Annotated in this window: 21 protein-coding genes and 1 pseudogene; 9 read left to right on the forward strand and 13 right to left on the reverse strand. The window is 60.0% G+C overall.

The window, feature by feature from the left end:
- Positions 1 to 41: 41 nt before the first annotated feature.
- Positions 42 to 1085 (reverse strand): rod shape-determining protein, encoded by a 1044-nt coding sequence (locus EOS_RS27530; RefSeq protein WP_017772379.1) that lies wholly within the window; start codon positions 1083 to 1085, stop codon positions 42 to 44.
- Between the two features lie 372 nt (positions 1086 to 1457).
- Between EOS_RS27530 and gatC the strand changes: the two genes are divergently transcribed.
- The 5 genes from gatC (at position 1458) to EOS_RS27555 (ending at position 6573) form a co-directional block, all read left to right on the forward strand.
- On the forward strand, positions 1458 to 1757 hold the full coding sequence (gatC, locus tag EOS_RS27535) for an Asp-tRNA(Asn)/Glu-tRNA(Gln) amidotransferase subunit GatC (protein WP_047895396.1): 300 nt from the start codon (positions 1458 to 1460) through the stop codon (positions 1755 to 1757).
- Positions 1758 to 1889: 132 nt separating this feature from the next.
- Complete coding sequence (gene gatA / locus EOS_RS27540) at positions 1890 to 3383, forward strand: Asp-tRNA(Asn)/Glu-tRNA(Gln) amidotransferase subunit GatA (RefSeq protein WP_047895352.1); 1494 nt, start codon at positions 1890 to 1892, stop codon at positions 3381 to 3383.
- Positions 3380 to 4858, forward strand: a complete 1479-nt coding sequence (gene gatB / locus EOS_RS27545; RefSeq protein WP_047895353.1) for an Asp-tRNA(Asn)/Glu-tRNA(Gln) amidotransferase subunit GatB — start codon at positions 3380 to 3382, stop codon at positions 4856 to 4858. Before gatA ends, gatB begins: the two co-directional genes overlap by 4 nt.
- Positions 4859 to 4938: 80 nt before the next feature.
- A complete protein-coding gene (locus EOS_RS27550) occupies positions 4939 to 5775 on the forward strand; it encodes a polyphosphate kinase 2 family protein (protein WP_047895354.1) in 837 nt (278 codons plus the stop codon).
- Between the two features lie 24 nt (positions 5776 to 5799).
- Complete coding sequence (locus EOS_RS27555; RefSeq protein ID WP_047895355.1) at positions 5800 to 6573, forward strand: exodeoxyribonuclease III; 774 nt, start codon at positions 5800 to 5802, stop codon at positions 6571 to 6573.
- Here the strand turns inward: EOS_RS27555 and EOS_RS27560 are convergent.
- The 4 genes from EOS_RS27560 to metX are packed head-to-tail and all read right to left on the reverse strand — an operon-like array spanning position 6570 to position 10583.
- Positions 6570 to 7493: a M48 family metallopeptidase gene (locus EOS_RS27560; protein ID WP_082163542.1), complete on the reverse strand. Its 924-nt coding sequence runs from the start codon at positions 7491 to 7493 to the stop codon at positions 6570 to 6572. The genes EOS_RS27555 and EOS_RS27560 overlap by 4 nt on opposite strands.
- Positions 7490 to 8776 (reverse strand): AmpG family muropeptide MFS transporter, encoded by a 1287-nt coding sequence (locus EOS_RS27565; RefSeq protein ID WP_047895356.1) that lies wholly within the window; start codon positions 8774 to 8776, stop codon positions 7490 to 7492. Before EOS_RS27565 ends, EOS_RS27560 begins: the two co-directional genes overlap by 4 nt.
- A gap of 56 nt (positions 8777 to 8832) precedes the next feature.
- Positions 8833 to 9441: a methionine biosynthesis protein MetW gene (metW, locus tag EOS_RS27570; protein WP_047895357.1), complete on the reverse strand. Its 609-nt coding sequence runs from the start codon at positions 9439 to 9441 to the stop codon at positions 8833 to 8835.
- On the reverse strand, positions 9438 to 10583 hold the full coding sequence (gene metX / locus EOS_RS27575) for a homoserine O-succinyltransferase MetX (RefSeq protein ID WP_047895358.1): 1146 nt from the start codon (positions 10581 to 10583) through the stop codon (positions 9438 to 9440). Before metX ends, metW begins: the two co-directional genes overlap by 4 nt.
- A 149-nt stretch (positions 10584 to 10732) precedes the next feature.
- Here metX and EOS_RS47200 point away from each other — a divergent pair, with 149 nt between their 5' ends.
- Positions 10733 to 10879, forward strand: a complete 147-nt coding sequence (locus EOS_RS47200) for a hypothetical protein (protein ID WP_160312538.1) — start codon at positions 10733 to 10735, stop codon at positions 10877 to 10879.
- Positions 10880 to 10885: 6 nt separating this feature from the next.
- Here the strand turns inward: EOS_RS47200 and EOS_RS27580 are convergent, their stop codons facing one another.
- On the reverse strand, positions 10886 to 11590 hold the full coding sequence (locus EOS_RS27580; protein ID WP_047895359.1) for a pyrimidine 5'-nucleotidase: 705 nt from the start codon (positions 11588 to 11590) through the stop codon (positions 10886 to 10888).
- Between the two features lie 59 nt (positions 11591 to 11649).
- Positions 11650 to 12549 (reverse strand): acetylglutamate kinase, encoded by a 900-nt coding sequence (gene argB, locus EOS_RS27585; RefSeq protein ID WP_047895360.1) that lies wholly within the window; start codon positions 12547 to 12549, stop codon positions 11650 to 11652.
- A gap of 257 nt (positions 12550 to 12806) precedes the next feature.
- On the opposite strand from argB, the gene EOS_RS48815 reads away from it, so the two are divergent.
- On the forward strand, positions 12807 to 13001 hold the full coding sequence (locus EOS_RS48815; RefSeq protein WP_047895398.1) for a cysteine-rich CWC family protein: 195 nt from the start codon (positions 12807 to 12809) through the stop codon (positions 12999 to 13001).
- Between the two features lie 63 nt (positions 13002 to 13064).
- Here the strand turns inward: EOS_RS48815 and EOS_RS27595 are convergent.
- Positions 13065 to 13360 (reverse strand): annotated as a pseudogene (locus EOS_RS27595) (hypothetical protein); the annotation flags it as partial.
- A gap of 389 nt (positions 13361 to 13749) precedes the next feature.
- Between EOS_RS27595 and EOS_RS27600 the strand changes: the two are divergent.
- Entirely contained in the window at positions 13750 to 15084 is a 1335-nt protein-coding gene (locus EOS_RS27600) for an ATP-binding protein (protein ID WP_047895362.1), read from the forward strand.
- Positions 15081 to 15623: a response regulator transcription factor gene (locus EOS_RS27605; RefSeq protein ID WP_047895363.1), complete on the forward strand. Its 543-nt coding sequence runs from the start codon at positions 15081 to 15083 to the stop codon at positions 15621 to 15623. The genes EOS_RS27600 and EOS_RS27605 overlap by 4 nt, the downstream gene beginning before the upstream one ends.
- Positions 15624 to 15708: 85 nt before the next feature.
- On the opposite strand, the gene hslU is transcribed toward EOS_RS27605, so the two are convergent.
- From hslU to EOS_RS27630, 5 genes are all read right to left on the reverse strand, one after another.
- Positions 15709 to 17046 (reverse strand): ATP-dependent protease ATPase subunit HslU, encoded by a 1338-nt coding sequence (gene hslU / locus EOS_RS27610; RefSeq protein ID WP_047895364.1) that lies wholly within the window; start codon positions 17044 to 17046, stop codon positions 15709 to 15711.
- Between the two features lie 43 nt (positions 17047 to 17089).
- On the reverse strand, positions 17090 to 17626 hold the full coding sequence (gene hslV / locus EOS_RS27615; RefSeq protein WP_047895365.1) for an ATP-dependent protease subunit HslV: 537 nt from the start codon (positions 17624 to 17626) through the stop codon (positions 17090 to 17092).
- Between the two features lie 405 nt (positions 17627 to 18031).
- The gene (dksA, locus tag EOS_RS27620) at positions 18032 to 18451 is read right to left on the reverse strand and encodes an RNA polymerase-binding protein DksA (RefSeq protein ID WP_047895366.1); all 420 of its coding nucleotides are present in this window, start codon (positions 18449 to 18451) and stop codon (positions 18032 to 18034) included.
- Positions 18452 to 19139: 688 nt separating this feature from the next.
- A complete protein-coding gene (locus EOS_RS27625; protein WP_047895367.1) occupies positions 19140 to 20219 on the reverse strand; it encodes a CobW family GTP-binding protein in 1080 nt (359 codons plus the stop codon).
- A 197-nt stretch (positions 20220 to 20416) separates the two neighbouring features.
- Positions 20417 to 21619 carry a class I SAM-dependent rRNA methyltransferase gene (locus EOS_RS27630; RefSeq protein ID WP_047895368.1) on the reverse strand — a complete coding sequence of 401 codons (1203 nt, stop codon included), beginning with the start codon at positions 21617 to 21619 and terminating at the stop codon, positions 20417 to 20419.
- Between the last annotated feature and the right edge of the window lie 115 nt (positions 21620 to 21734).

Genomic DNA, 21734 nt, shown 5'->3' on the forward strand with positions numbered 1-21734 from the left:
CGAGTGCGTGCTGTTGGCGCCTTCGTGAAAGGCGTCAAGGCTTACTCGTAGGAGAAGATGCTGCCGAGCTTGTCCATGCGTTCGAGCGCCATGCCCGAACCGCGTACGACGCACGTCAGCGGATCTTCAGCGACGAGCACTGGCAAGCCGGTCTCTTCCGCCAGCAGCCGGTCGAGATCGCGCAGCAACGCGCCACCGCCGGTCAGCATCATGCCGCGCTCGGCAATGTCGGCGCCTAGTTCCGGCGGCGTCTGTTCCAGCGCGATTTTCACCGACGAGACGATCTGGTTCAGCGGATCGGTCAGTGCTTCGAGAATTTCGTTGCTCGAAATGGTGAAGCTGCGCGGAATGCCCTCCGAAAGATTACGGCCCTTGACTTCCATCTCCTTGACTTCGGAGCCCGGGAAAGCCGAACCGATTTCTTTCTTGATCGCTTCAGCCGTCTGCTCGCCGATCAACATGCCGTAATTGCGACGGATGTAATTGACGATGGCTTCGTCGAACTTGTCGCCGCCCACGCGCACCGAACCCTTGTACACGATACCGCCGAGCGAAATCACACCCACTTCGGTCGTGCCGCCGCCGATGTCGACGACCATGGAGCCTGTTGCCTCGGACACCGGCAAGCCGGCGCCAATGGCCGCTGCCATGGGTTCCTCGATCAGGTACACCTGCGACGCGCCGGCGCCATGTGCCGCTTCCTTGATGGCGCGGCGCTCGACCTGGGTCGAACCGCACGGCACGCAGATGATGATGCGCGGCGAAGGCGAGAACATCCGCGATTCATGCGCAGTCTTGATGAACTGCTTGATCATCTGCTCCGTGACGGTGAAGTCGGCAATAACGCCGTCCTTCATCGGCCGGATGGCTTCAATGTTGCCCGGCACTTTGCCGAGCATCTGCTTCGCTTCGCGGCCGACGGCCTGAATGGTTTTCTTGCCATTCGGACCGCCTTCCTGGCGGATGGAAACCACCGATGGCTCGTCAAGGACGATGCCCTTGCCCCGCATGTAGATCAGCGTGTTGGCGGTGCCGAGATCAATCGCCAGATCGTTTGAAAAGTAGCTGCGCAAAAAACCGAACATTCAAAATCCTGTCTCGCTGGGAGCCGTGCCTCGCTTCGAGCGCCAAAGGACGGCAGCGGAAAAAATGACAGCCTGCAGCGAGACCCATTTTTGGCCGCGCAAATTGCAAGACTGCGAAGAAATCTACCGGAGGATGCAAGCGAACCAGGCGGGCACTTTTCTTAAAATTCTGTAACTAAGAACAGGCCGCTGGTAAGTCGATCCGGATTTGGGTCGAACGCGTAATGATACCTTATAATTTTGGGGTGTTCGAAGGAAAAGGACGGTACATTTTGCCATCGTCAAGCCTGCTTTTCAGGGCTCCTTTATCTCGAATTGCAGTGGCGCTCTTTGCTAGCGCGTAAGTTGAAAAAAACCGGTGATCGAATGTCCCTGACCCTGACCCTGACCGATGTAAAACGCATTGCCCACCTCGCGCGGCTCGAATTGCCCGAGCACGAGGCCGAACCCACGCTGGCGCGGCTGAACGACTTCTTCGGTCTCGTCGAGCAAATGCAGGCGGTGGATACCACCGGTATCGAACCGCTTGCGCACCCGATCGAGCAGATCGAGAAAGCCGAGCTGCGTTTGCGAAACGACGCCGTTACAGAGCAAGTAGACCGTGAAGAGTTCCAGCGGCCCGCGCCGGCCGTGCGCGACGGGCTGTATCTCGTGCCTAAGGTGATCGAATAAGTGAAGTGATCGAATAAGTGATCGAATGAACGTCGCGCCTTGAGCCCATGCACGACTCCAGGCAAGGGCAACGCAATATACGCACGAAAACTAAAAGGCGCGCGGGACGCGGCGCCCCTCAGGAAGAACGCAATGCATCAAAAAAGCTTGACCGAACTGCGCGCGGCACTCGACGCAAAAACCCTCTCCGCCGTCGAACTTGCGCAGCTCTTTTTGCAGCGCATCGAAGCCGCGAAGAATCTCAACGCGTTCATCAGCGTCGACCACGACCTCACGCTCGCCCAGGCCAAAGCTGCAGATACGCTGATCGCCAAAGGCGAAACAGGCGTGCTGACTGGCCTGCCGATCGCGCATAAAGACGTGTTTGTCACGCGTGGCTGGACCTCGACGGCCGGCTCGAAGATGCTCGCCAACTACACGAGCCCATTCGATGCCACGGTCGTCGACCGCCTCAAGAATGCAGGCGTGGTGACGCTCGGCAAGACCAATATGGACGAATTCGCGATGGGTTCGTCGAACGAGAATTCGTATTTCGGTCCCGTTAAAAACCCTTGGGATTTGAAAGCTGTTCCGGGCGGATCGTCGGGTGGCTCGGCTGCGGCCGTCGCTGCGCGCCTCGCGCCCGCTGCCACCGGCACGGACACCGGCGGCTCGATTCGCCAGCCCGCGTCGTTCACCGGCATCACCGGAATCAAGCCCACGTACGGCCGCGTTTCGCGTTACGGCATGATCGCGTTCGCGTCGTCGCTCGATCAGGGCGGACCGATGGCCCGCAGTGCCGCGGATTGCGCGCTGCTGCTCAACGCGATTGCGTCGTTCGATCCGCGCGACTCGACCAGCCTCCAGCGCGAGGACGAAGATTACACGCGCTATCTCGGCCAGCGCTGGTCCGGCGACGATGCGGCCAAACCGCTCGCCGGCTTGCGCATCGGCTTGCCGAAGGAGTTCTTCGGAGAGGGCTTGAGCGCTGAAGTGCGCAGCGCCATCGACGTCGCCTTGAAGCAATACGAAGCGCTCGGCGCAACGCTGGTCGAGGTATCACTGCCGAAAACCGAGTTGTCGATTCCCGTGTACTACATCATCGCGCCGGCGGAAGCGTCGTCGAATCTATCGCGTTTCGATGGCGTGCGGTATGGACATCGCGCGGCCGAGTACACCGACTTGCTGGATATGTACAAGAAGTCGCGCGCCGAAGGTTTCGGGCCGGAAGTGAAGCGCCGGATTCTCGTCGGCGCGTACGTGCTGTCGCACGGCTATTACGACGCGTATTACCTTCAGGCGCAGAAAATCCGCCGCATCATCGCGCAGGATTTCCAGGAAGCGTTTAATCACTGCGATGTGATCATGGGGCCGGTAGCGCCATCGGTGGCATGGAACCTCGGTGAGAAAGCCGACGATCCCGTCCAGATGTATCTCGCCGATATCTACACGCTGTCGATCAGTCTCGCCGGCTTGCCGGGCATGAGCGTGCCGTGCGGCTTCGGCGCGGCCGGCAGCGCGCATTCCACGCGGCCGGTAGGCTTGCAGATTATTGGCAACTATTTCAACGAAGCCCGGTTGCTGCAGGTCGCCGACGCGTTTCAGCGCGCGAGCGACTGGCATTTGCAATCACCGGCAGGAGTATGAGCATGCAATGGGAAGTCGTTATTGGCCTTGAGACGCACGCGCAGCTATCCACCGTCTCCAAGATTTTTTCAGGCGCGGCCACGCAGTTCGGCGCAGAGCCAAACACGCAGGCGTGTCCTGTTGATCTGGCGCTGCCGGGCTCGTTGCCCGTGATGAACCGCGGCGCCGTGGAGCGTGCGATTCGTCTTGGCCTCGCCATCGGCGCGACCATTGCGCCGCGCAGCATTTTTGCGCGTAAAAACTATTTCTATCCCGATCTGCCGAAGGGTTATCAGATCAGTCAGTTTGAAATCCCGGTTGTGCAGGGCGGCAGCGTCACGATCCAGGTTCCGGCGAACGAAAAAACCGGCACGGCCGCGTACGAAAAGACCGTCAACCTGACGCGCGCGCATCTGGAAGAAGACGCCGGCAAGTCGCTGCACGAGGACTTCGCGGGCATGACGGGTATCGATTTGAATCGCGCGGGCACGCCGTTGCTGGAGATCGTGACCGAGCCGGAAATGCGCAGCGCCGCTGAAGCCGTGGCCTACGCTAAAAGCCTGCACAGCCTCGTGCAATGGCTCGGTATTTGCGACGGCAACATGCAGGAAGGCTCGTTTCGCTGCGACGCGAACGTCTCCGTGCGCCCGCTCGGACAAGCCGAATTCGGTACGCGCGCCGAGATCAAGAACCTGAACTCGTTCCGTTTTCTTGAAGAAGCTATCCAGTACGAAGTGCGCCGGCAAATTGAGTTGATCGAAGACGGCGGCACGGTCGTGCAGGAAACGCGTCTCTACGATCCCGACAAGCGCGAAACGCGGTCTATGCGCAGCAAGGAAGATGCGCACGATTACCGCTATTTTCCCGATCCTGATCTGATGCCTTTAGTGATCGATGAAGCGTGGATCGCGCGGGTTCGCAGCGAATTGCCCGAACTGCCCGAAGCGATGCAAACGCGTTTCGTCGAGCAATACGGTCTGACGCCGTATGACGCGGCGGGCTTGACGTCGTCGAAAGCGATGTCGGCGTATTTCGAAAGCGTGGTCGCGGTTGTCGGGCCGGCGCACGCGAAACTCGCGGCCAACTGGCTGATGGGCGAAGTATCGTCGCAGTTGAACCGCGATTCGCTCGATATCGCAAACTCGCCGGTGTCGCCTGCGCAGCTCGCACTCGTGATTCAGCGCGTGGCCGATGGCACGATCTCGAACAAGATCGCGAAGGATATTTTCCAGGCGATCTGGGAAGAGAAAGCCACCGATGACGCTGCCGCCGACCGGATTATCGAAGCGAAGGGCTTGAAGCAGATTTCGGATACGGGCGCACTGGAGGCGATTATCGACGAAGTGATGGCCGCGAATCAGAAGTCCGTCGACGAGTACCGTTCAGGCAAGGAGAAGGCGTTCAACGCGCTGATCGGCCAGGCCATGAAAGCGACGAAGGGCAAGGCGAATCCGCAGCAGGTCAACGAGCTTTTGAAGAGGAAATTATCCTCTTGAGCTGACTGCTGGACTATTCGCGGGTTGCTGCCGGTCCGTTCTGGCAGCAACCCTTTGTTTTATTAACCGGGAACGCACGCGTGGCCAAAAAACCTGATCTCGACGATTATCGCGTGCCTTATTTCGATGGTAAGAAATTCAAGCCGTTCAATCTTGCTTCCGTCGACACCGCAGCGAAGCCGTTTTCGTTGGGGACGAAAGATCAGGATCGCGTGCGTTTGAGCGAGTTGAATGCCGCACTCGATCAATTGCAGGAGAAGCTGCACGCGCAACGCTCGCAGCGCGTCTTGCTTATCTTGCAAGGCATGGATACAAGCGGCAAGGACGGCACGATTCGCGGTGTTTTTCACGACGTCGATCCGCTCGGTTTGCGCATCGTGCCGTTCAAGGCGCCTTCCGAACGCGAAGCCGCGCACGATTTTCTCTGGCGCGTTCATTCACAGGTGCCGGCCGCGGGCGAGTTCGCCATTTTCAATCGCAGCCAATACGAAGACGTGCTCGTGCCGCGCGTGCTCAAACAGATCGATCAGGAAGAATGCGAACGCCGTTATCGGCAGATTCGCGAGTTCGAAGCGATGCTTGCCGAAAACGGTACGACGATCGTGAAGTGCTTTTTGCATATATCGAAGGACGAGCAGAGAGCGCGATTGCAGGCGCGTATCGACAATCCGGAGAAGCACTGGAAGTTCGACCCATCGGATCTCGAAGCCCGCAAACTCTGGGACGATTATCGCCAGGCTTATCAAGACGCACTGGGCGCGACATCGACGCAGATTGCACCGTGGTTCGTGATTCCCGCCGATTCGAAGACGCACCGCAACGTGATGGTTGCGGAGTTGATGGCGCGTACGCTGCAGGGTTTGAAGCTCGAATATCCGCCGGCGAAAGAGTCGCTGAAAGGGATCAAGGTCGAGTAGTTCACCAACATACAAGGATGCTTCATGTTTCGTGTCATCACCGCTAATTTGAACGGCATTCGGTCGGCCGCCAAGAAGGGTTTCTTCGACTGGTTCGGCGAGCAGGATGCCGACGTCGTCTGTGTGCAGGAGATCAAGTGCTCGCAAGACGACCTGACGCCGGAGTTCCTTGCGCCGCATGGCTTTCAGGGTTACTTTCAGCACGCAGTGAAGAAGGGATATTCGGGTGCGGGGCTCTATACGAAGCACGAACCGGATGAAGTGATCATCGGGTTCGGGAGTGAGGAGTTCGATCCTGAAGGGCGTTATGTGGAGGCGCGCTTTGGGGATTTATCGGTGATCTCGGTGTATGTGCCTTCGGGGTCCAGCGGTGAAGAACGGCAGCAGGCCAAGTACCGGTTCATGGACGAGTTCATGCCGCACCTTGAAGCGCTGGCTAAGAAACGGGAAGTGATTTTGTGCGGCGACGTGAACATCGTGCACAAGGAAATCGACATCAAGAACTGGAAGAGCAATCAGAAGAACTCGGGTTGCCTGCCGCAGGAGCGCGCGTGGCTCACGCAACTGTTCGACGAAAAAGCTTACGTCGATGTCTTCAGAACGCTCGATCAGCGGCCTGAGCAATATACGTGGTGGAGCAATCGCGGCCAGGCTTACGCGAAGAACGTAGGGTGGCGGATCGATTACCAGATCGCGACGAAGGGTGTTGCGCACACGGCGAGCGCGACCTCCGTTTTCCGCGATATCAAGTTCAGCGATCACGCGCCGCTGATTATTGACTACGACTGGAAGGTTTAAAGCCGCGGCTTTTTAAACCGGCCCATTCCCGCGTAATTCGGCAACTGGTCCACCGTCTTGCCGATCGCTTTTGCGTAGAGCGGCATCATGTCGGGTAAGCGCTTCATCAGGTCGTGTACGCGCGCAGCGCCAAACGGATGCATCCAGATAAAACCGTTCGGCGTGCGCCGCGTGCGCGCATCAATTTTCTTCCACAACGTCACGGCAGCGCGCGGATCGTAACCCGCACGCGACGCAATCTCGCTGCCGATCACATCGGCTTCGGTTTCATCGGCGGGCGTGTATCGCATGGCCAGCAATTGCTCGCCAATACCCAGCGTGGTCGAGCTGATATCGGCGAAACCGAATAGCGGCGGAATCGTTCCCGTGCTCAGTTGCGCCGCCTGCTGACGGCCCAGCCGGTCGCGCGCGTGCTCGCGCAACGCGTGCGCAATCTCGTGGCCGATCATCATGCCGAGTTCGTTATCGTTCAGACGCAGCCGGTCGATCAGCCCGCTATAAATCACGATCTTGCCGCCCGGCAGACAATACATGCGGATCTCGTCCGAGCGCACCACGTTGACTTCCCACTTCCAGTTCTTCGAGCGGTCGTTCCACTTCAGCGCAAACGGAATCTCGCGATTGGCGATATCGCGTGCGCGTTTCACGAGCGGATTGTCGTCGCCGAGAAGGTGCTTCGTACGCCGGGCTTCGCGCAGGATTTGAGCGTATTCATCGGCGGACTGCTGTTCCAATGTCGCCGATGGAATCAGGTTGCGGAACAACGCCGCATTGCCAAAACGGATCTGGTCGCTCGCCGCGGAATACGGCGCTTGTGAAGCGGCCGGTGAAGCCGGCGCTGCATCGGACGCCGCGAAGGTCAGGCCAGCATGCAGCGTCACGGCGTAAGCCACGACGCGGATTAGGGCGTGCACCTTCATCGGATAGGTCTCCAGGGCGCGATTTTCGGCAACAGTAACATGCCCGGAATAGCCAGCGCAGCGCAGATCATGAAGTACTCGAACCAGCCGGTTTGCGCGACCACAAAGCCGCTCGATGCCGACGCCAGCGTCCGCGGCACCGAAGCGAGGCTCGTAAAGAGCGCGAATTGCGTGGCGGTATAACGCGGATCGGTCGTGCTCGCGATGTAAGCCACGAACGCCGCCGTGGTGAGGCCGGTGGCAAATGTCTCGAAGCCATAGAGCGCGGCCAGTGCCACAGGCGACGGGCCGATTTTCGCCAGCCACGCAAAGCCGAGCGTGGAAACAATCTGCAGCACGCCGAAGATCCAGAGCCCGCGCCCAATGCCAATCTTCACCAGCCACACGCCGCCGATAATCCCGCCTGCCAGGCTCGCCCAGAACGCCACCGTCTTCGCGATCACACCGATCTGTGTCTTGTTGAAGCCGATATCGAGGAAAAACGACGTGGAGAGTGTGGTCGCCATCGAGTCGCCGAGCTTGTACAGGAAGATGAAGCCAAGGATCAGCAGCGCCGTGCGCCAGCCATCCCGAGCGATGAACTCGCGAAATGGCTGGATGATGGCATCGCGCAGATTCTTGGGCGGCGTGCCATGAATTTCGGGTTCGTTGACCACGAGCGTCAACACCATACCCGGCAGCATGAACGCAGCCGTGACGATGAAGACCGTGGACCATGGCAAGTGATCGGCGAGAATCAGCCCGAGCGAGCCGGGGATGAGCGCGGCGATCTTGTATGCATTCACGAAGACCGCGTTGCCGAGTCCCTGCTCGGTATCGGCGAGGAGTTCGCGGCGGTAGGCATCGATCGAAATATCCTGGCTCGCGCCGAAAAACGCCACCAGCGCGGTCAGTGCGGCGACGGTCCAGATCTCCTGTTTCGGCGATACAAACCCCAGCGCGCCAATCGCCACCGCCACCAGCAACTGCGTGACGATCATCCAGCCGCGCCGCCGTCCCGGCCGCCAGCCGGGCAGTCGCGGCACGTAGCGGTCCATCAGCGGCGCCCAGATGAACTTCCAGGTGTAAGGAAACTGGATCAGCGCAAACAGGCCGATTTCCTTCAGGTTCACGCCTTCGGTGCGCAACCACGCTTGCACCAGATAGATGAGCGTGAAGAGCGGCAACCCCGACGTGAAGCCGAGAAACACGCAAATCAGCATGCGTTTGTTGAGAAACGCGCGCCAGCCGGGGTGATCTTCGTGAGCGGTAAGAGCGGGCGCCTCGTGTGGCGAGTTGGACATATTGAACAGGTCTGATGCAGTGAGCGGTGCGCGAGCGGCGAACCGGCAAGCTCAGTTCAGCTTCGCTTCACGCGATAGACCGCAAGGCTACCACGCCAGTTCGCGCCCCACCGGATGGACTGCCCGCCATGCAGCACGGCGCGATCGAGGATTTCGATACCCACTTCCGGCGCGAGCGCCTCAAAATCCCGGATGGTGAGAACACGCACGTTCGGCGTGTTATGCCATTGATACGGCAGCGTTTTCGACACCGGCATGCGCCCCTGCAACACCGTCAGCCGATGCTGCCAGTAGCCGAAGTTAGGAAACGACACGATGCATTCGCGCCCCACGCGCACGGTTTCACGTAGGATCGCGGCCGTTTGATGGATCGTTTGCAGCGTCTGCGACAGGATCGCGAAGTCGAAACTGTCGTCTTCGAACAGGCGCAAGCCGTCTTCCAGGTTCTGCTGGATAACGTTCACGCCTTTTTGCGCGCAGGCGAGCACGCCGGCGTCGTTGATTTCGATGCCGTAGCCGGTCACATCGAGTTCTTCGGCGAGCAGCGAGAGCAGCGACCCATCGCCGCAACCCAGATCGAGTACCGATGAGCTGGGTTCAACCCAGCGCGCGATTGCCCGAAAGTCCGAGCGTAGCGAAAGAGAGTCCAGCGTGATTTGGTTCATGCGCCCACCTCGGCGGCAATACGTTCGTAATAGGCGCGCATCAGGTTGTGATAACGCGCATCGTCGAGCAGGAAGGCGTCGTGGCCGTGCGGCGCATCGATTTCGGCGTAGCTCACCGTGCGTTTGTGATCGAGCAGCGCTTTCACCAGCTCGCGGGAGCGCGCAGGCGCAAAGCGCCAGTCGGTGGAGAAGCTGGCGATCAGGTATTTCGCCGTGGTGTGGGCGAGCGACTTGGTCAGGTCGCCCTCGAAGGCTTTGGCCGGATCGAAGTAATCCAGCGCGCGCGTGATCAGCAGATACGTGTTCGCGTCGAAGTATTCGGCGAATTTATCGCCTTGGTATCTCAAGTACGACTCCACCTCGAACTCGACATCGAAGTTGAAGTTGTAGGCATCCAGAGCGCCTTCTGCACGGCGCAGCGCGCGGCCGAATTTTGCGGCCATGTCGTCGTCGGAGAGATATGTGATGTGGCCGATCATCCGCGCCACGCGCAGTCCACGACGCGGCTTGATGCCATGCGCGTAGTAATCGCCACCGTGGAAATCGGGATCGGAGAGGATGGCGGAGCGCGCGACTTCGTTGAACGCAATGTTCTGCGCGGAGAGTTTCGGCGTCGATGCCACCACGATGCAATGCGCCACACGATCCGGATACATCATGCTCCAGGCGAGCGCCTGCATGCCGCCGAGGCTGCCGCCCATGACCGCGGCGAAACGTTCGATGCCGTATTGGTCCGCTACGCGAGCTTGCGCGTGGACCCAGTCTTCGACGGTAACAACGGGGAAACTCGCACCGTAGGGTTTGCCGGTTGCGGCATTCACGCTCATGGGTCCGGTCGAGCCAAAACACGAGCCGAGATTATTGATGCCGATGACGAAGAACCGATTGGTATCGAGCGGTTTGCCGGGACCGACCATGTTGTCCCACCAGCCGATGTTCTTGGGGTCATCGGCGTAGACGCCCGCTACGTGATGCGAGGCGTTCAAAGCGTGGCACACCAGCACGGCGTTCGAGCGGGCGGCGTTGAGCGTGCCGTAGGTTTCGACGACGAGATCGTAGTCACCGAGCAAGCTGCCATTCTGCATGCGCAGCGGTTCGGTGAAATGCAGTGTTTGGGCAGTGACGATGCCGATTGATTCCATTCATTCCGCCTAGAGAAAACAGGGCGGCTAAACGGCGTCGGCGATGCGCGGGGGGAGATAAGCGGCGCGGCTGACAACCTCTTTAGCCGCATTTATAGTGAACCGGGTCAGGGTTCGCGCGCCCGCAATCGAGTCAGCAAATCGGCGCGATGAAACAAATCAAGATAGCGATGAAGTATATCGGAAAAACGGGAAAGGCAGGCGAAGAGCCGACCGCAGCAGCGCGGCAGGCGATGAAGTTTGAAGTCCATACTACTTTGCTGCCGGAGGATGGCCGGGCGCGACGGAACGTCTAATCTTGTTCAACCGAGACCGCGCAAGCCTTTCAACGAGCGGATCTTGAGATCGATGTAATGCGGTCGTCCGCTACTGGGCGATCGAAGGGACGTGGCGCCGCTGGCATTTAAGACCGACGGCAGATGCCCCGTAATCCAGACCGTGCGAATCCCCAAACGCTTATAGCGTTTCAAATGCCCACGTGTATCTTCGACAAGAACCGCATCGGAAAGCGGCACGTGAGCGCGCCGCATTGCGCGCCGAAGCATTGCCGCGTCGGGCTTCGCGCGCCAGTATCCGCTGCGATCCTGCATATCCTCAATGGCGATCACGCGTTCAAACAGCCTGGCGATACCCAGCTCATTAAGCACAGCGTGTGCATAAACCGAAGGCCCATTGGTCAACACGATCTTGCGTCCCGGCAGCCCGCGGATCATCCGCGCGAGGCCGCGTTCGGCGCGAACCATCGAACCAAGATCGGCGAAGGTATGCACAACGTGCAGGAAATCGGCGGCATCGACGCGATGATGGCGCACCAGGCCGAGCAAGGCGGCGCCGTATCGCTGGGTATAACCGGTCCGCAACCGGTTGGCTTCATCGATATCGACGCCTAGACGATCAAGGATGTACTGCGTCATCCCGCGATTGATGGCCGGAAAGATCTCATGCGACGCGTGATGCAGCGTGTTGTCGAGATCGAACAACCAGACGGGGCGACCATGCGTGTTCATCCGGCGTCTGCCAGCACGCGCCAAACCGCTCCCGCTCCGGTCGCCAGCGGAGTCCACGTTCAATGTGAGCGGATCATCGTCCCGAACGGCTGTTCGGTCAGGATCTCGAGCAATACCGAATGCTCGATCCGCCCATCGATGATGTGCACCGAGCGCACGCCGCTCTTCGCCGCGTCAAGCGCCGATGAAATCTTGGGTAGCATGCCGCCGGAAATGGTGCCATCGGCGAACAGCGCGTCGATCTCCCGCGCCGACAGATCGGTGAGCAAGTTGCCTTCCTTGTCCATCACACCGGGAATGTTGGTCATCATCACGAGCTTCTCGGCGTTCAGCACCACGGCGAGTTTGCCCGCGACCAGGTCGGCGTTGATGTTGTATGACAAACCGTCTTCACCGAAGCCGATTGGCGAGATGACCGGAATGAACGCGTCGTCCTGCAGCGCCTTCACCACGGCCGGATTGATGGCTTCGACTTCACCCACCTGACCGATATCGATGAATTCGCCTGGATTGTCGCGATCCGGCATGAGCAGTTTGCGCGCGTGGATCAGGCCGCCGTCCTTGCCGGTGAGACCGACCGCGTGGCCGCCGAAATGATTGATCAGCGTGACGATGTCCTGCTGCACTTCACCGCCCAGCACCCATTCGACGACTTCCATCGTCTCTTCGTCGGTGACGCGCATGCCTTGGATAAACGTGCCCTGCTTGCCGATCTTCTTGAGCGCCTGGTCGATCTGCGGACCGCCGCCGTGCACGATCACCGGATTGATGCCGACCAGTTTCAGCAGGATCACATCGCGCGCGAAACCTTGTTTCAGGCGCTCCTCGGTCATTGCATTGCCGCCGTATTTGATCACGATCGTCTTGCCGTGATACTGGCGAATATAGGGCAACGCCTCGGCCAGGATTTCGGCTTTCAGGGTCGGCGCGATCTGCGTAAGGTCGGGAAGCTCGGACATGGCGGCGATAAGGCGAAGAGCAGTTTAAACAGGCGGAATTGTACAGGAGTGACGCGCTGCATCAGGCGTTTCCGATAGCATTCCGGCGACGGGTAAAAGTTGGCGTCCGGCTGCACCAGTATGGGGTTGGCGCGTGAAATAATGATGTGGTCGAGCGTGTGCCGATGAGCCAGAAACGTGGCGCTTCGGCAACGGCTGCATCGCGCGAAACGCTGCTCGTGACTGCGTGGTTTGTTTCCAAAAAGCTGGCTCCGAACATGAATTCCACCGATTCCGCTTCCCAACGCTGCGCGCTGTGCGGTGCGCAGTTCCACTGCGCTCAGCAAATGGGCGACGCCGAATGCTGGTGCGCATCGCTTCCGGTTTTGCGGGCCGACCGCTTGAATCCGCGCATGACGTGCCTTTGTCCGGATTGTCTGCGTGAAGCAACGCAACGTAGCATAAACCTATGAACGTCGCGATTTCTCGATGGCATTGCCGCGTGTGCTGGAGTCTGCGAACCCACGACACAAAACCTACAAACGCCTTACTCCGTGGCCTTCCTCGGCGCGCGCCGGCGCGGTGCCGTGCCCTTATGCGCCGCCGCGAGCGCGGTCAGATCGCGCGCGACGTCGTCCATCACTGGCTCCCACTTCGAGAATGCCTTTTGCCGATACAGCGTAGCCGTCGGATCCCAAGGACTGCCCGTGCGCTCCAGTTGCCAGACCCAGTGCGCATGGGTGTCGAGGAGAATCCGTCTCGGCTTGCCGAGCGCTGCCGCCAGATGCGCCACGCTCGTGCACACGGTAATCACGAGATCGAGTGGGTCGATCAGCATGGAATCGACCAGGTCGAGCCCCGTTTCCGGCCGATCGGATTGCAACCTCAAGGCGGCCTGCAGCGACACGGCGAGTTCGACCTGATTGCCTTGCGCATTCGCGGTTCGGGCGTGGTCGATGAACGCGTTCAGCGCACACGGGATAATGGCGTCCTGGACGGCACTGGTTTGCGGCGCTTCGCTGAGAAGCCGATTGCAGGCGTGGCTGGGAGACGAGTGGCTGCGAGTTATTTGAGTGTGCGGCCTGGCCGCCCTATACGAGACAACACTCGACGAGACAACACTCGACGAGACAACACTCGACGAGACAACACTCGATGTTGCGCTAACCCGTTATGTCCAGCCAGTAGACTATTCTGAAATTTGAGGCGAAATTCACTGCGATGCATCGGATAACGAACACAGGCCGCGTCAATCTCGGCCACCTGTTTTGGCTTCGCAGCCTGGCGATCATCGGTCAACTGGTGACGATCGCCGTCGTACAGACGTTTTACGGCGCGCATCTCCCGTTAGCTGCAATGCTGACCATTGTCGCGCTGGAGGTCTTGTTCAACGCACTGACATGGATACGCGTCGCGCGTGCGCAGCCTGAAACGAATCTCGAACTGTTCGGGCAGCTCTGGGTCGATCTCGGTGCGCTGTCCGCTTTGCTGTTCCTGAGCGGTGGCGCGACGAATCCGTTTGTCACGCTGTACCTGCCGTCGCTGGCGATTGCATCGGCCGTGCTGCCGTGGCGTCTGACGGTGTGGCTCGCGTTGTTCGCCGTTGCCTGTTATTCGCTGCTGACGGTCAGCTATGTGCCGCTGAACATGGAAGACCCGCTGAATTTGTTCGAATATTTCCGCATCGGGCTGTGGGTGAACTTCATGGTCAGCGTGGGATTGATCGGCTGGTTCGTGGCGCGGATGTCGCGGGCGCTGCGAGCGCGGGATTTCGCTCTGGCCGACGCCCAGGAGCGGCTTCTGCGCGACGAGCGCGCCGTGGCGCTGGGCGTCCAGGCCGCGACGGTTGCGCACGAAATCGGCACGCCGCTATCAACGATCGCCATGCTGAGCGAGGAGTTGCGCGATTCCGCCCGCCGTGACCCGCATCTCGCGCCGTATTCCGCGGACATCGAACTGCTCGAGCAGCAGATGACTTTGTGCACGTCGGCGCTCGCGCGCCTGCGCAGCCGAGCGAGCGGGCCCGCGCCGCGGCAACCGCTGGATGACTGGCTGCATGGATTTGTCGAACAATGGCGTCTGCGCCACCCGCACGTGCGTTTCGAGTTGATCGAAGCGGAAGAGCACAAACGCGCGGGGCTGTTTCTCAGCGATCCCGTTGCGGTCGGGCAAATCCTGACCATTCTGCTGGATAATGCGGCGCGGGCCAGCAGCGATTCGGTGACGCTCGCGACGTTGGCGAGCCAGCATCTTGGCGAACCCGTGATTCAATTCGATGTCCGCGACCAGGGCCCGGGGATCCCCGCCGCATTGCGGGGTTCGCTCGGCGCGACACCGGTCGACAGCACGCAAGGCGGCCACGGTGTCGGCTTGTATCTGGCATTCTCAGCGGCAACGCGGCTTGGCGGGTCGATCGAGCTCACGCCGGCCAGCCCGCGCGGCACGCACGCCATCTTGCGTCTCGCCGATACAAGCGCTCCCGAATCGCGGGAAAAAGCAGCAAAGACGGGCCGCGGCGGCGTCGCCGCTTCCGTCACCTCGGAGAAAAGAGCATGAGCGATACAAATTTTTTGGTCATCGACGACGATGAAGTTTTCTCGGGCATTCTCGCGCGCGGCCTGACGCGGCGCGGCTATACGCCGCATCAGGCGCACGACGCCGCTACGGCCTTGAGGCTGGCGAATACGCAGAAGTTCGGGCAAATCACCGTCGACTTGCACCTCGGCAACGATTCCGGCCTGACGCTCGTGGCGCCCTTGCGCGACCTTCAACCGGACGCACGGATTCTCGTACTGACGGGTTATGCGAGCATCGCAACGGCGGTCCAGGCCGTGAAAGACGGCGCCGATAACTATCTGGCAAAGCCGGCGAACGTCGAGACGATTTTGTCCGCGCTGCAGGAAGAGGCGAGCGAGCAGACGGCCGAGGAGGCTATCGAGCACCCGGCGCTGCTGTCCGTCGCGCGGCTGGAGTGGGAGCATATCCAGCGCGTGCTGGCCGAGAACAGCGGCAATATTTCAGCCACGGCGCGCGCGTTGAACATGCATCGGCGCACACTGCAGCGCAAGCTGGCGAAGAAGCCCGTGCGGCAATGAATGTTATGTAGAACGTAAAAGGGCGGCTCACAACTCCTGCAAATTGCTGGAATTGCGAGCCGCCCTTTTTTCTGACTTGAGTACGTTACAGCACGTAGCGCGACAAATCCTCGTCTTCTGCGACGTCATTCAACGCTTTATCGACGTAAGCCGCATCGATTTTCACCGGCTGTCCCGTGTGATTGCCCGCAGCGAACGACACTTCCTCGAGCAACTTTTCGATCACGGTATAAAGCCGCCGCGCACCGATATTCTCGGTTTTCTCATTCACCGAAAACGCGATCTCGGCCATTCTGCGAATACCGTCCGTGCTGAAATCGAGCTGCACGTCTTCGGTTGCCAGAAGCGCCGTGTACTGCTTCACGAGGCTCGCGTCGGTCGTGTTCAAAATGGACTCGAAGTCCTCTACCGACAGCGAATCCAGCTCCACACGAATTGGAAAACGCCCTTGAAGCTCGGGGATCAGATCGCTCGGCTTGGCCAGATGGAACGCGCCACTCGCGATAAACAGGATGTGATCGGTCTTGATCATCCCGTATTTCGTATTGATGGTGGTGCCCTCCACGAGCGGCAGCAGGTCGCGCTGCACGCCGGCCCGCGACACTTCCGCGCCGCCCATCTCGCTGCGTGAAGCGATCTTGTCGATCTCATCCAGAAACACGATGCCGTTCTGCTCGACGTTCTGAATCGCCTTCGTCTTGACCTCTTCGTCGTTGAGCAGCTTGCCCGCTTCTTCGTCGGTGAGCAGCTTCAGCGCTTCCTTGACCTTCACCTTGCGCTGTGTCTTCTTGCCGCCGCCGATATTAGCGAACATCGAACGGATCTGGTCGGTCATTTCCTCCATGCCCGGCGGCCCCATGATGTCCATGCTCGCTTGCGGCGCTTCGATGTCGATTTCCACTTCCTTGTCGTCGAGCAGACCTTCGCGCAGGCGCTTGCGAAACGTCTGGCGCGTGCTGTTCTGGCTGTCGTCGTGCGTGTCGGCGGCACCGAAACCAACCGGCCGCGCGCTCGGCAGCAAGATGTCCAGGATCCGGTCTTCGGCGCGATCGATGGCCCGCGAACGCACTTTGCGCATCTCGCTTTCACGCGTCTGCTTGATCGAAATTTCGATCAGGTCACGCACGATGCTATCTACATCGCGACCCACGTAGCCGACCTCGGTGAACTTCGTCGCCTCGATCTTGATGAACGGCGCGTCGGCGAGTTTTGCCAGCCGGCGTGCGATTTCCGTCTTGCCGACACCGGTCGGTCCGATCATCAGGATGTTCTTCGGCGTGATTTCCTGACGCAACGGCTCGGCAACCTGCTGGCGCCGCCACCGGTTACGCAACGCCACGGCGACGGCTTTTTTCGCGCGGCCCTGGCCGATGATGTGTTTATCGAGTTCCGAGACGATCTCGGCGGGAGTCATGGTGGTCATCGTTGGTCCTTGTCCTGTGCTCGCGAAGACGCGAAAGCGCGTGTTACTCGATCGTCTCGATGACGCGATTGTGGTTCGTATAAATGCACATATCGCCCGCGATGGTCAGTGCCTTTTCGACGATATCGCGTGGCGAGAGTTCGGTGTTTTCGGCGAGCGCCTGAGCCGCGGCCTGGGCATACGCGCCGCCCGAACCGATCGCGCAAATACCGTTTTCCGGGTCGAGCACGTCGCCGTTACCGGTGATCACGAGCGTGGTTTGCGCGTCGGCGGCAATCAGCATGGCTTCCAGCCGGCGCAGCATGCGGTCCGTGCGCCAGTCTTTCGCGAGCTCGACGGCGGCGCGCGTCAGATTGCCCTGATGCTTTTCCAGCTTCGCTTCGAAACGGTCGAGCAGCGAAAACGCGTCGGCCGTGCCGCCCGCAAAACCAACCAGCACCTTGCCGCCGTAGATGCGACGCACTTTTTTCGCGCCGCCTTTCATGACGATATTGCCGAGCGTAACCTGGCCGTCGCCGCCGAGGGCGACCTTGTCGCCGCGTCGCACGGAGACGATGGTCGTGCCGTGAAATTGTTCCATGTGCATTCCTTTGAAAGCGGAGTGGGCGCGGCCGCCGGTTGACCGGTGTGCCGCCGCGCCGCGGGGAATCCTTTGGAAGCGCGAAGAGCATGGGTGCGCTGCCAATGTGCGCTCGAACCGACTCTTGTCACGCCCGCGCTACGAGAGCGCGCCCAGTGCATTTTAGGGCGCTGCGGAATTTATCAAGACGCTTCTTGCGGCATCTTGTGCGCGATGGCGTTTGCGGCTCGCCCGCCTTGCCGAATAAGCCTTGCCGGGCTCGAAAACGGTGCACAAAAACAAAAAGGCACACGTTTTTCGTGTGCCTTTTTGTGCTTTCAAGTGTTTTCCAGTCTTTTCGATACAAATCCCGGCCGGCAGGTTTCCCGCCGCGACCTGAGCCGCAGCGTACGCTGCACCGGCGGATCAGTCGCCGAAAAGCTTCTGACGCAATTCCCGTCGTTCCTGCGCTTCGAGCGACAGCGTGGCCGTCGGACGCGCGATCAGGCGGGGAATGCCGATCGGCTCGCCCGTTTCCTCGCACCAGCCGTAATCGCCGGACTCGATCCGCGCAAGCGACTGCTGCACTTTCTTCAGCAGCTTGCGTTCGCGGTCACGCGTGCGCAGTTCGAGGGCGTGTTCTTCCTCGATCGTCGCGCGATCCGCCGGGTCCGGAACGATGACGGTTTCCCGCAGGTTTTCCGTCGTCTGGCCCGCATTCTTGAGAATGTCGGCCTGCAACTGTTCCAGTCGGACCCTGAAGAACGCGAGTTGATCCTCGTTCATGTAATCCTTGTCGGCCATCTTCAGGATTTCGTCTTCGGTCAACAATCGTTTCGTCGTCATCTGGCTTGCTTCTTCAATGTGGGGCGATGTCGTTCGCCATCTTCGCGGTCGCTCGCCGCGCTCGCCGCCGCCGTCGTTCGGGTTACCCGCACTTCAGCGATACTCGCCAACAACTACTGCATGCACTTACTACGCTAAAACGGGCTGCGATTCTCGTGGCGCTGGATGGCGCCACGCGGGGCCGATGCATCTGGACTGATTCCTCAGGATCGATTTTCAAGCGAATCGGCCAGTGCTCGATGTTCGGAACAACACCTTACTTTTCACTTCCACTCCCTCGTACGGCTTGCGCAACAACGGTGGGAGCGCTTTCCAGTACCACTCGCGCCGGGCACTATAGCCAAGGCGGGACGGTTTCCCGGCTTCTCCAGTGGGGCTGTATTGTAACTGAATCGCAAATGCGTACTACACCTGAGCAAAACACTGGCGCAATTCGTTCGTTATCTCAAAAATATAACGCGCTGACGTTTAAAAAGCGATGGTTCTTGGTGGGCGCGAACACATATTGCAACGACGTCCATCGCGAAAAGCGCTGGCTCCTGCAAGCGCAGCGATTTTAGCCTTGCCGATGTGTCGCATTGGTTGCGCTGCAGGAGAGAAATAGCGAGAAGTGTGCCAAAACTGAGGCTTTCGGAAGGCGAGAGCGGCGCGACGCCGTATGACGGCTTCGCGCTTTCTATTTCCTCGATCAGACCAGGCAGGCGGTCAACCCGTCGACGATCAAATCCTGCGGCAGTTCGATACCGATGAACACCATCTTGCTGTTCTTCTTCTCGATCGGCTGCCACTTGGCCGCAAGATCACTGCCCATCATCTGATGCACGCCCTGGAACACGACCTTGCGATCGACGCCCTTCATATAAAGCACGCCCTTGTAGCGCAGCAGGCGTTCGCCGTAGATCTGCAAGATGCCGCCCAGGAAGTCCTCGAGCCGGTTGGGATCGAAGGCGCGCTCGCTGCGGAATACGAACGACTTGATCTTGTCGTCGTGGTGCGCGTGATGGTGATTCGCGTGACCATGCTCGTGGTCATGGCTGTGATCGTGGCCGCAGGTGGCGTGGTCGTGATCGTCGTCGTGGTCGTGCCCGGCGTGGTCGTCGTCATGCGCGTGGTCGTCTTCGGCCAGGAAATCCGGGTCGATCTCAAGCTTCGAGTTCAGATTGAAGCCGCGCAGATCGAAGATTTCCTTGATGTCCGCTTCGCCGAAATTCACCACTTTGATCGCGGCGCGCGGGTTCATGTGAATCAACCGGTGCTTGAGCGCGTCGAGTGCTGCGGCGTCGACCAGATCGGACTTGGTGATAAACAGCCGGTCTGCAAAACCCACCTGGCGCTGCACGACTTCGTGCTCGTCGAGCTGATGATTGGCGTGCTTGGCATCGACCAGCGTGATGATGGCGTCGAGCAAGAATTCGTCGGCGATAGTGTTGTCCATGAAGAACGTCTGCGCGACCGGGCCAGGATTCGCGAGGCCGGTTGTTTCGATCACCACACGGTCGAAGTTCAGGGTGCCGGCCTTCTTGCGCTCAGCGAGATCTTCCAGCGCGCGCGCCAGATCGCCGCGGATCGTGCAGCAGATGCAGCCGTTGCTCATCTGGATGATCTGCTCGTTCGTTTCCTGGACGAGGATCTCGTTGTCGATATTCTCTTCGCCGAACTCGTTCTCGATCACGGCGATCTTCATGCCGTGCTTGTCGTTCAGGATGCGCTTGAGCAACGTGGTTTTGCCGCTGCCCAGAAAGCCGGTCAGGATGGTAACGGGAATCATGGTGGTCGCCCTGTTCTTTAAAGTCGAAGGATCGTGCTGCATGTTTTCGGGCTGCAGGCTTTATCCGCGCTGCCTGCGCTGCGCTCGAAAACACGCGGTCGGTCGATTATTGAAACATATTTGTCAAGCGGGCGCTCTCTACGCCCCTGAACTACGCCCCTGAGCGTGCGCTGTCCGAAACGCTCAACTATGGGCGATCACGCGATTTGCAACAATAGGCCTTTCAGGTATTCCCCTTCGGGAAACGCGGTCAACAGCGGGTGATCGACGCCCGCGCCGAGCCGCTTCAGGATACGTGCGTCGACTTTTGCGTCAGCCGCGGCGCCCGCCACGATCTTCTGGAACAAATCGGCGTCGATGGCACCCGAGCACGAATAGGTGAACAACAAGCCGCCCGGGCGCAGCAGCTTGAAGCCCGTCAGGTTGATGTCCTTGTAGGCACGCGCGGCACGGTCCACGTGTTCACGGGAAGGCGCGAACTTCGGCGGATCGAGCACGATCAGGTCGAAGCGTTCACCTTCTTCATGCAAGCGGCGCAAGGTCTTGAACGCGTCGGCGTCGAGCCACTCGGCGCGTTGGGGATCGAAACCGTTCGCGGTGACGTTTTGCTGGGCGAGCGCGAGCGCGTCGCCGGAAGAATCGATCGACACCACGCGTTTCGCGCCGCCTTTTAATGCAGCGAGCGAAAAACCGCCCGTATAGCAAAAACAGTTGAGCACGTCGCGGTCGTTGGAGTATTGACGCACGAGCGCGCGGTTATCGCGCTGATCGACGTAGAAGCCGGTTTTATGACCCCGTTCGACGTCGATGTGATAACGCACGCCGCCTTCATTCGCGATCAGGGTGGCCGGCGGCGGATCGCCTGCCAGTACGCCCGTGAGCGGTTCGAGGCCTTCCTTCTGTCGAATCGACACGTCCGAGCGCTCATACACGTTCGGGCAACCGGTCGCGCCGATCAGCGCCAGCACGATCGCTTCTTTCCAGTGTTCCACGCCGGTCGCCATGAACTGGCAGACCAGTTGGCCGCGCGCGCTTTCATCGTCCGCGATGTAGTAATCGACGATCAAGCCCGGCAGCCCGTCCGCCTCGCCGAAAATCAGGCGGGTGGCGCCGGTATCGCGCACCATCGTTTGCCGATGCGCGATCGCCCGCTGCACGCGCCGCTTGAAAAACGCGTGATCGACGGGTTCTGTTTCGTCGAAGCTCCAGACGCGGGCGCGAATCTGCGACACCGGGCTGTACGACGCGCGCGCCAGAAAGCGGCCATCGTGGGCGCGAATCAGCACAGTTGCACCGGGCGCGGGTTTGCCTTCCACGTGTTCGATTGCGTTCGCATAGATCCACGGATGGCGGCGCGCGAGCGACTTGTCTTTCGCCGGTTTCAGCGTGATGGTGTTCATTCGGGTCTTCGGTGAAAGCGCTGACTAACTACTGGAAAGTGCATGCTTTGGAGGTTTCGGGCCGCGTTTTTATGAGCGCTGAGCTAGCTTGGCCGCGACGCCGGTTTCACGGCGC

Origin of the sequence: Caballeronia mineralivorans PML1(12) (assembly GCF_001028175.1) — a bacterium.
Lineage (GTDB): Bacteria > Pseudomonadota > Gammaproteobacteria > Burkholderiales > Burkholderiaceae > Caballeronia > Caballeronia mineralivorans.

Coding starts and splice junctions, on each gene's coding strand:
- hslU (WP_047895364.1), bottom strand. CDS start 17,046: ATGACCACCATGACTCCCGCCGAGATCGTCTCGGAACTCGATAAACAC.
- dksA (WP_047895366.1), bottom strand. CDS start 18,451: ATGACGACGAAACGATTGTTGACCGAAGACGAAATCCTGAAGATGGCC.
- EOS_RS27530 (WP_017772379.1), bottom strand. CDS start 1,085: ATGTTCGGTTTTTTGCGCAGCTACTTTTCAAACGATCTGGCGATTGAT.
- argB (WP_047895360.1), bottom strand. CDS start 12,549: ATGTCCGAGCTTCCCGACCTTACGCAGATCGCGCCGACCCTGAAAGCC.
- EOS_RS27565 (WP_047895356.1), bottom strand. CDS start 8,776: ATGTCCAACTCGCCACACGAGGCGCCCGCTCTTACCGCTCACGAAGAT.
- gatB (WP_047895353.1), top strand. CDS start 3,380: ATGAGCATGCAATGGGAAGTCGTTATTGGCCTTGAGACGCACGCGCAG.
- gatA (WP_047895352.1), top strand. CDS start 1,890: ATGCATCAAAAAAGCTTGACCGAACTGCGCGCGGCACTCGACGCAAAA.
- EOS_RS27605 (WP_047895363.1), top strand. CDS start 15,081: ATGAGCGATACAAATTTTTTGGTCATCGACGACGATGAAGTTTTCTCG.
- metX (WP_047895358.1), bottom strand. CDS start 10,583: ATGGAATCAATCGGCATCGTCACTGCCCAAACACTGCATTTCACCGAA.
- EOS_RS48815 (WP_047895398.1), top strand. CDS start 12,807: ATGAATTCCACCGATTCCGCTTCCCAACGCTGCGCGCTGTGCGGTGCG.
- EOS_RS27580 (WP_047895359.1), bottom strand. CDS start 11,590: ATGAACACGCATGGTCGCCCCGTCTGGTTGTTCGATCTCGACAACACG.
- EOS_RS27625 (WP_047895367.1), bottom strand. CDS start 20,219: ATGATTCCCGTTACCATCCTGACCGGCTTTCTGGGCAGCGGCAAAACC.
- EOS_RS47200 (WP_160312538.1), top strand. CDS start 10,733: ATGAAACAAATCAAGATAGCGATGAAGTATATCGGAAAAACGGGAAAG.
- hslV (WP_047895365.1), bottom strand. CDS start 17,626: ATGGAACAATTTCACGGCACGACCATCGTCTCCGTGCGACGCGGCGAC.
- EOS_RS27560 (WP_082163542.1), bottom strand. CDS start 7,493: ATGAAGGTGCACGCCCTAATCCGCGTCGTGGCTTACGCCGTGACGCTG.
- EOS_RS27630 (WP_047895368.1), bottom strand. CDS start 21,619: ATGAACACCATCACGCTGAAACCGGCGAAAGACAAGTCGCTCGCGCGC.
- metW (WP_047895357.1), bottom strand. CDS start 9,441: ATGAACCAAATCACGCTGGACTCTCTTTCGCTACGCTCGGACTTTCGG.
- EOS_RS27555 (WP_047895355.1), top strand. CDS start 5,800: ATGTTTCGTGTCATCACCGCTAATTTGAACGGCATTCGGTCGGCCGCC.
- EOS_RS27600 (WP_047895362.1), top strand. CDS start 13,750: ATGCATCGGATAACGAACACAGGCCGCGTCAATCTCGGCCACCTGTTT.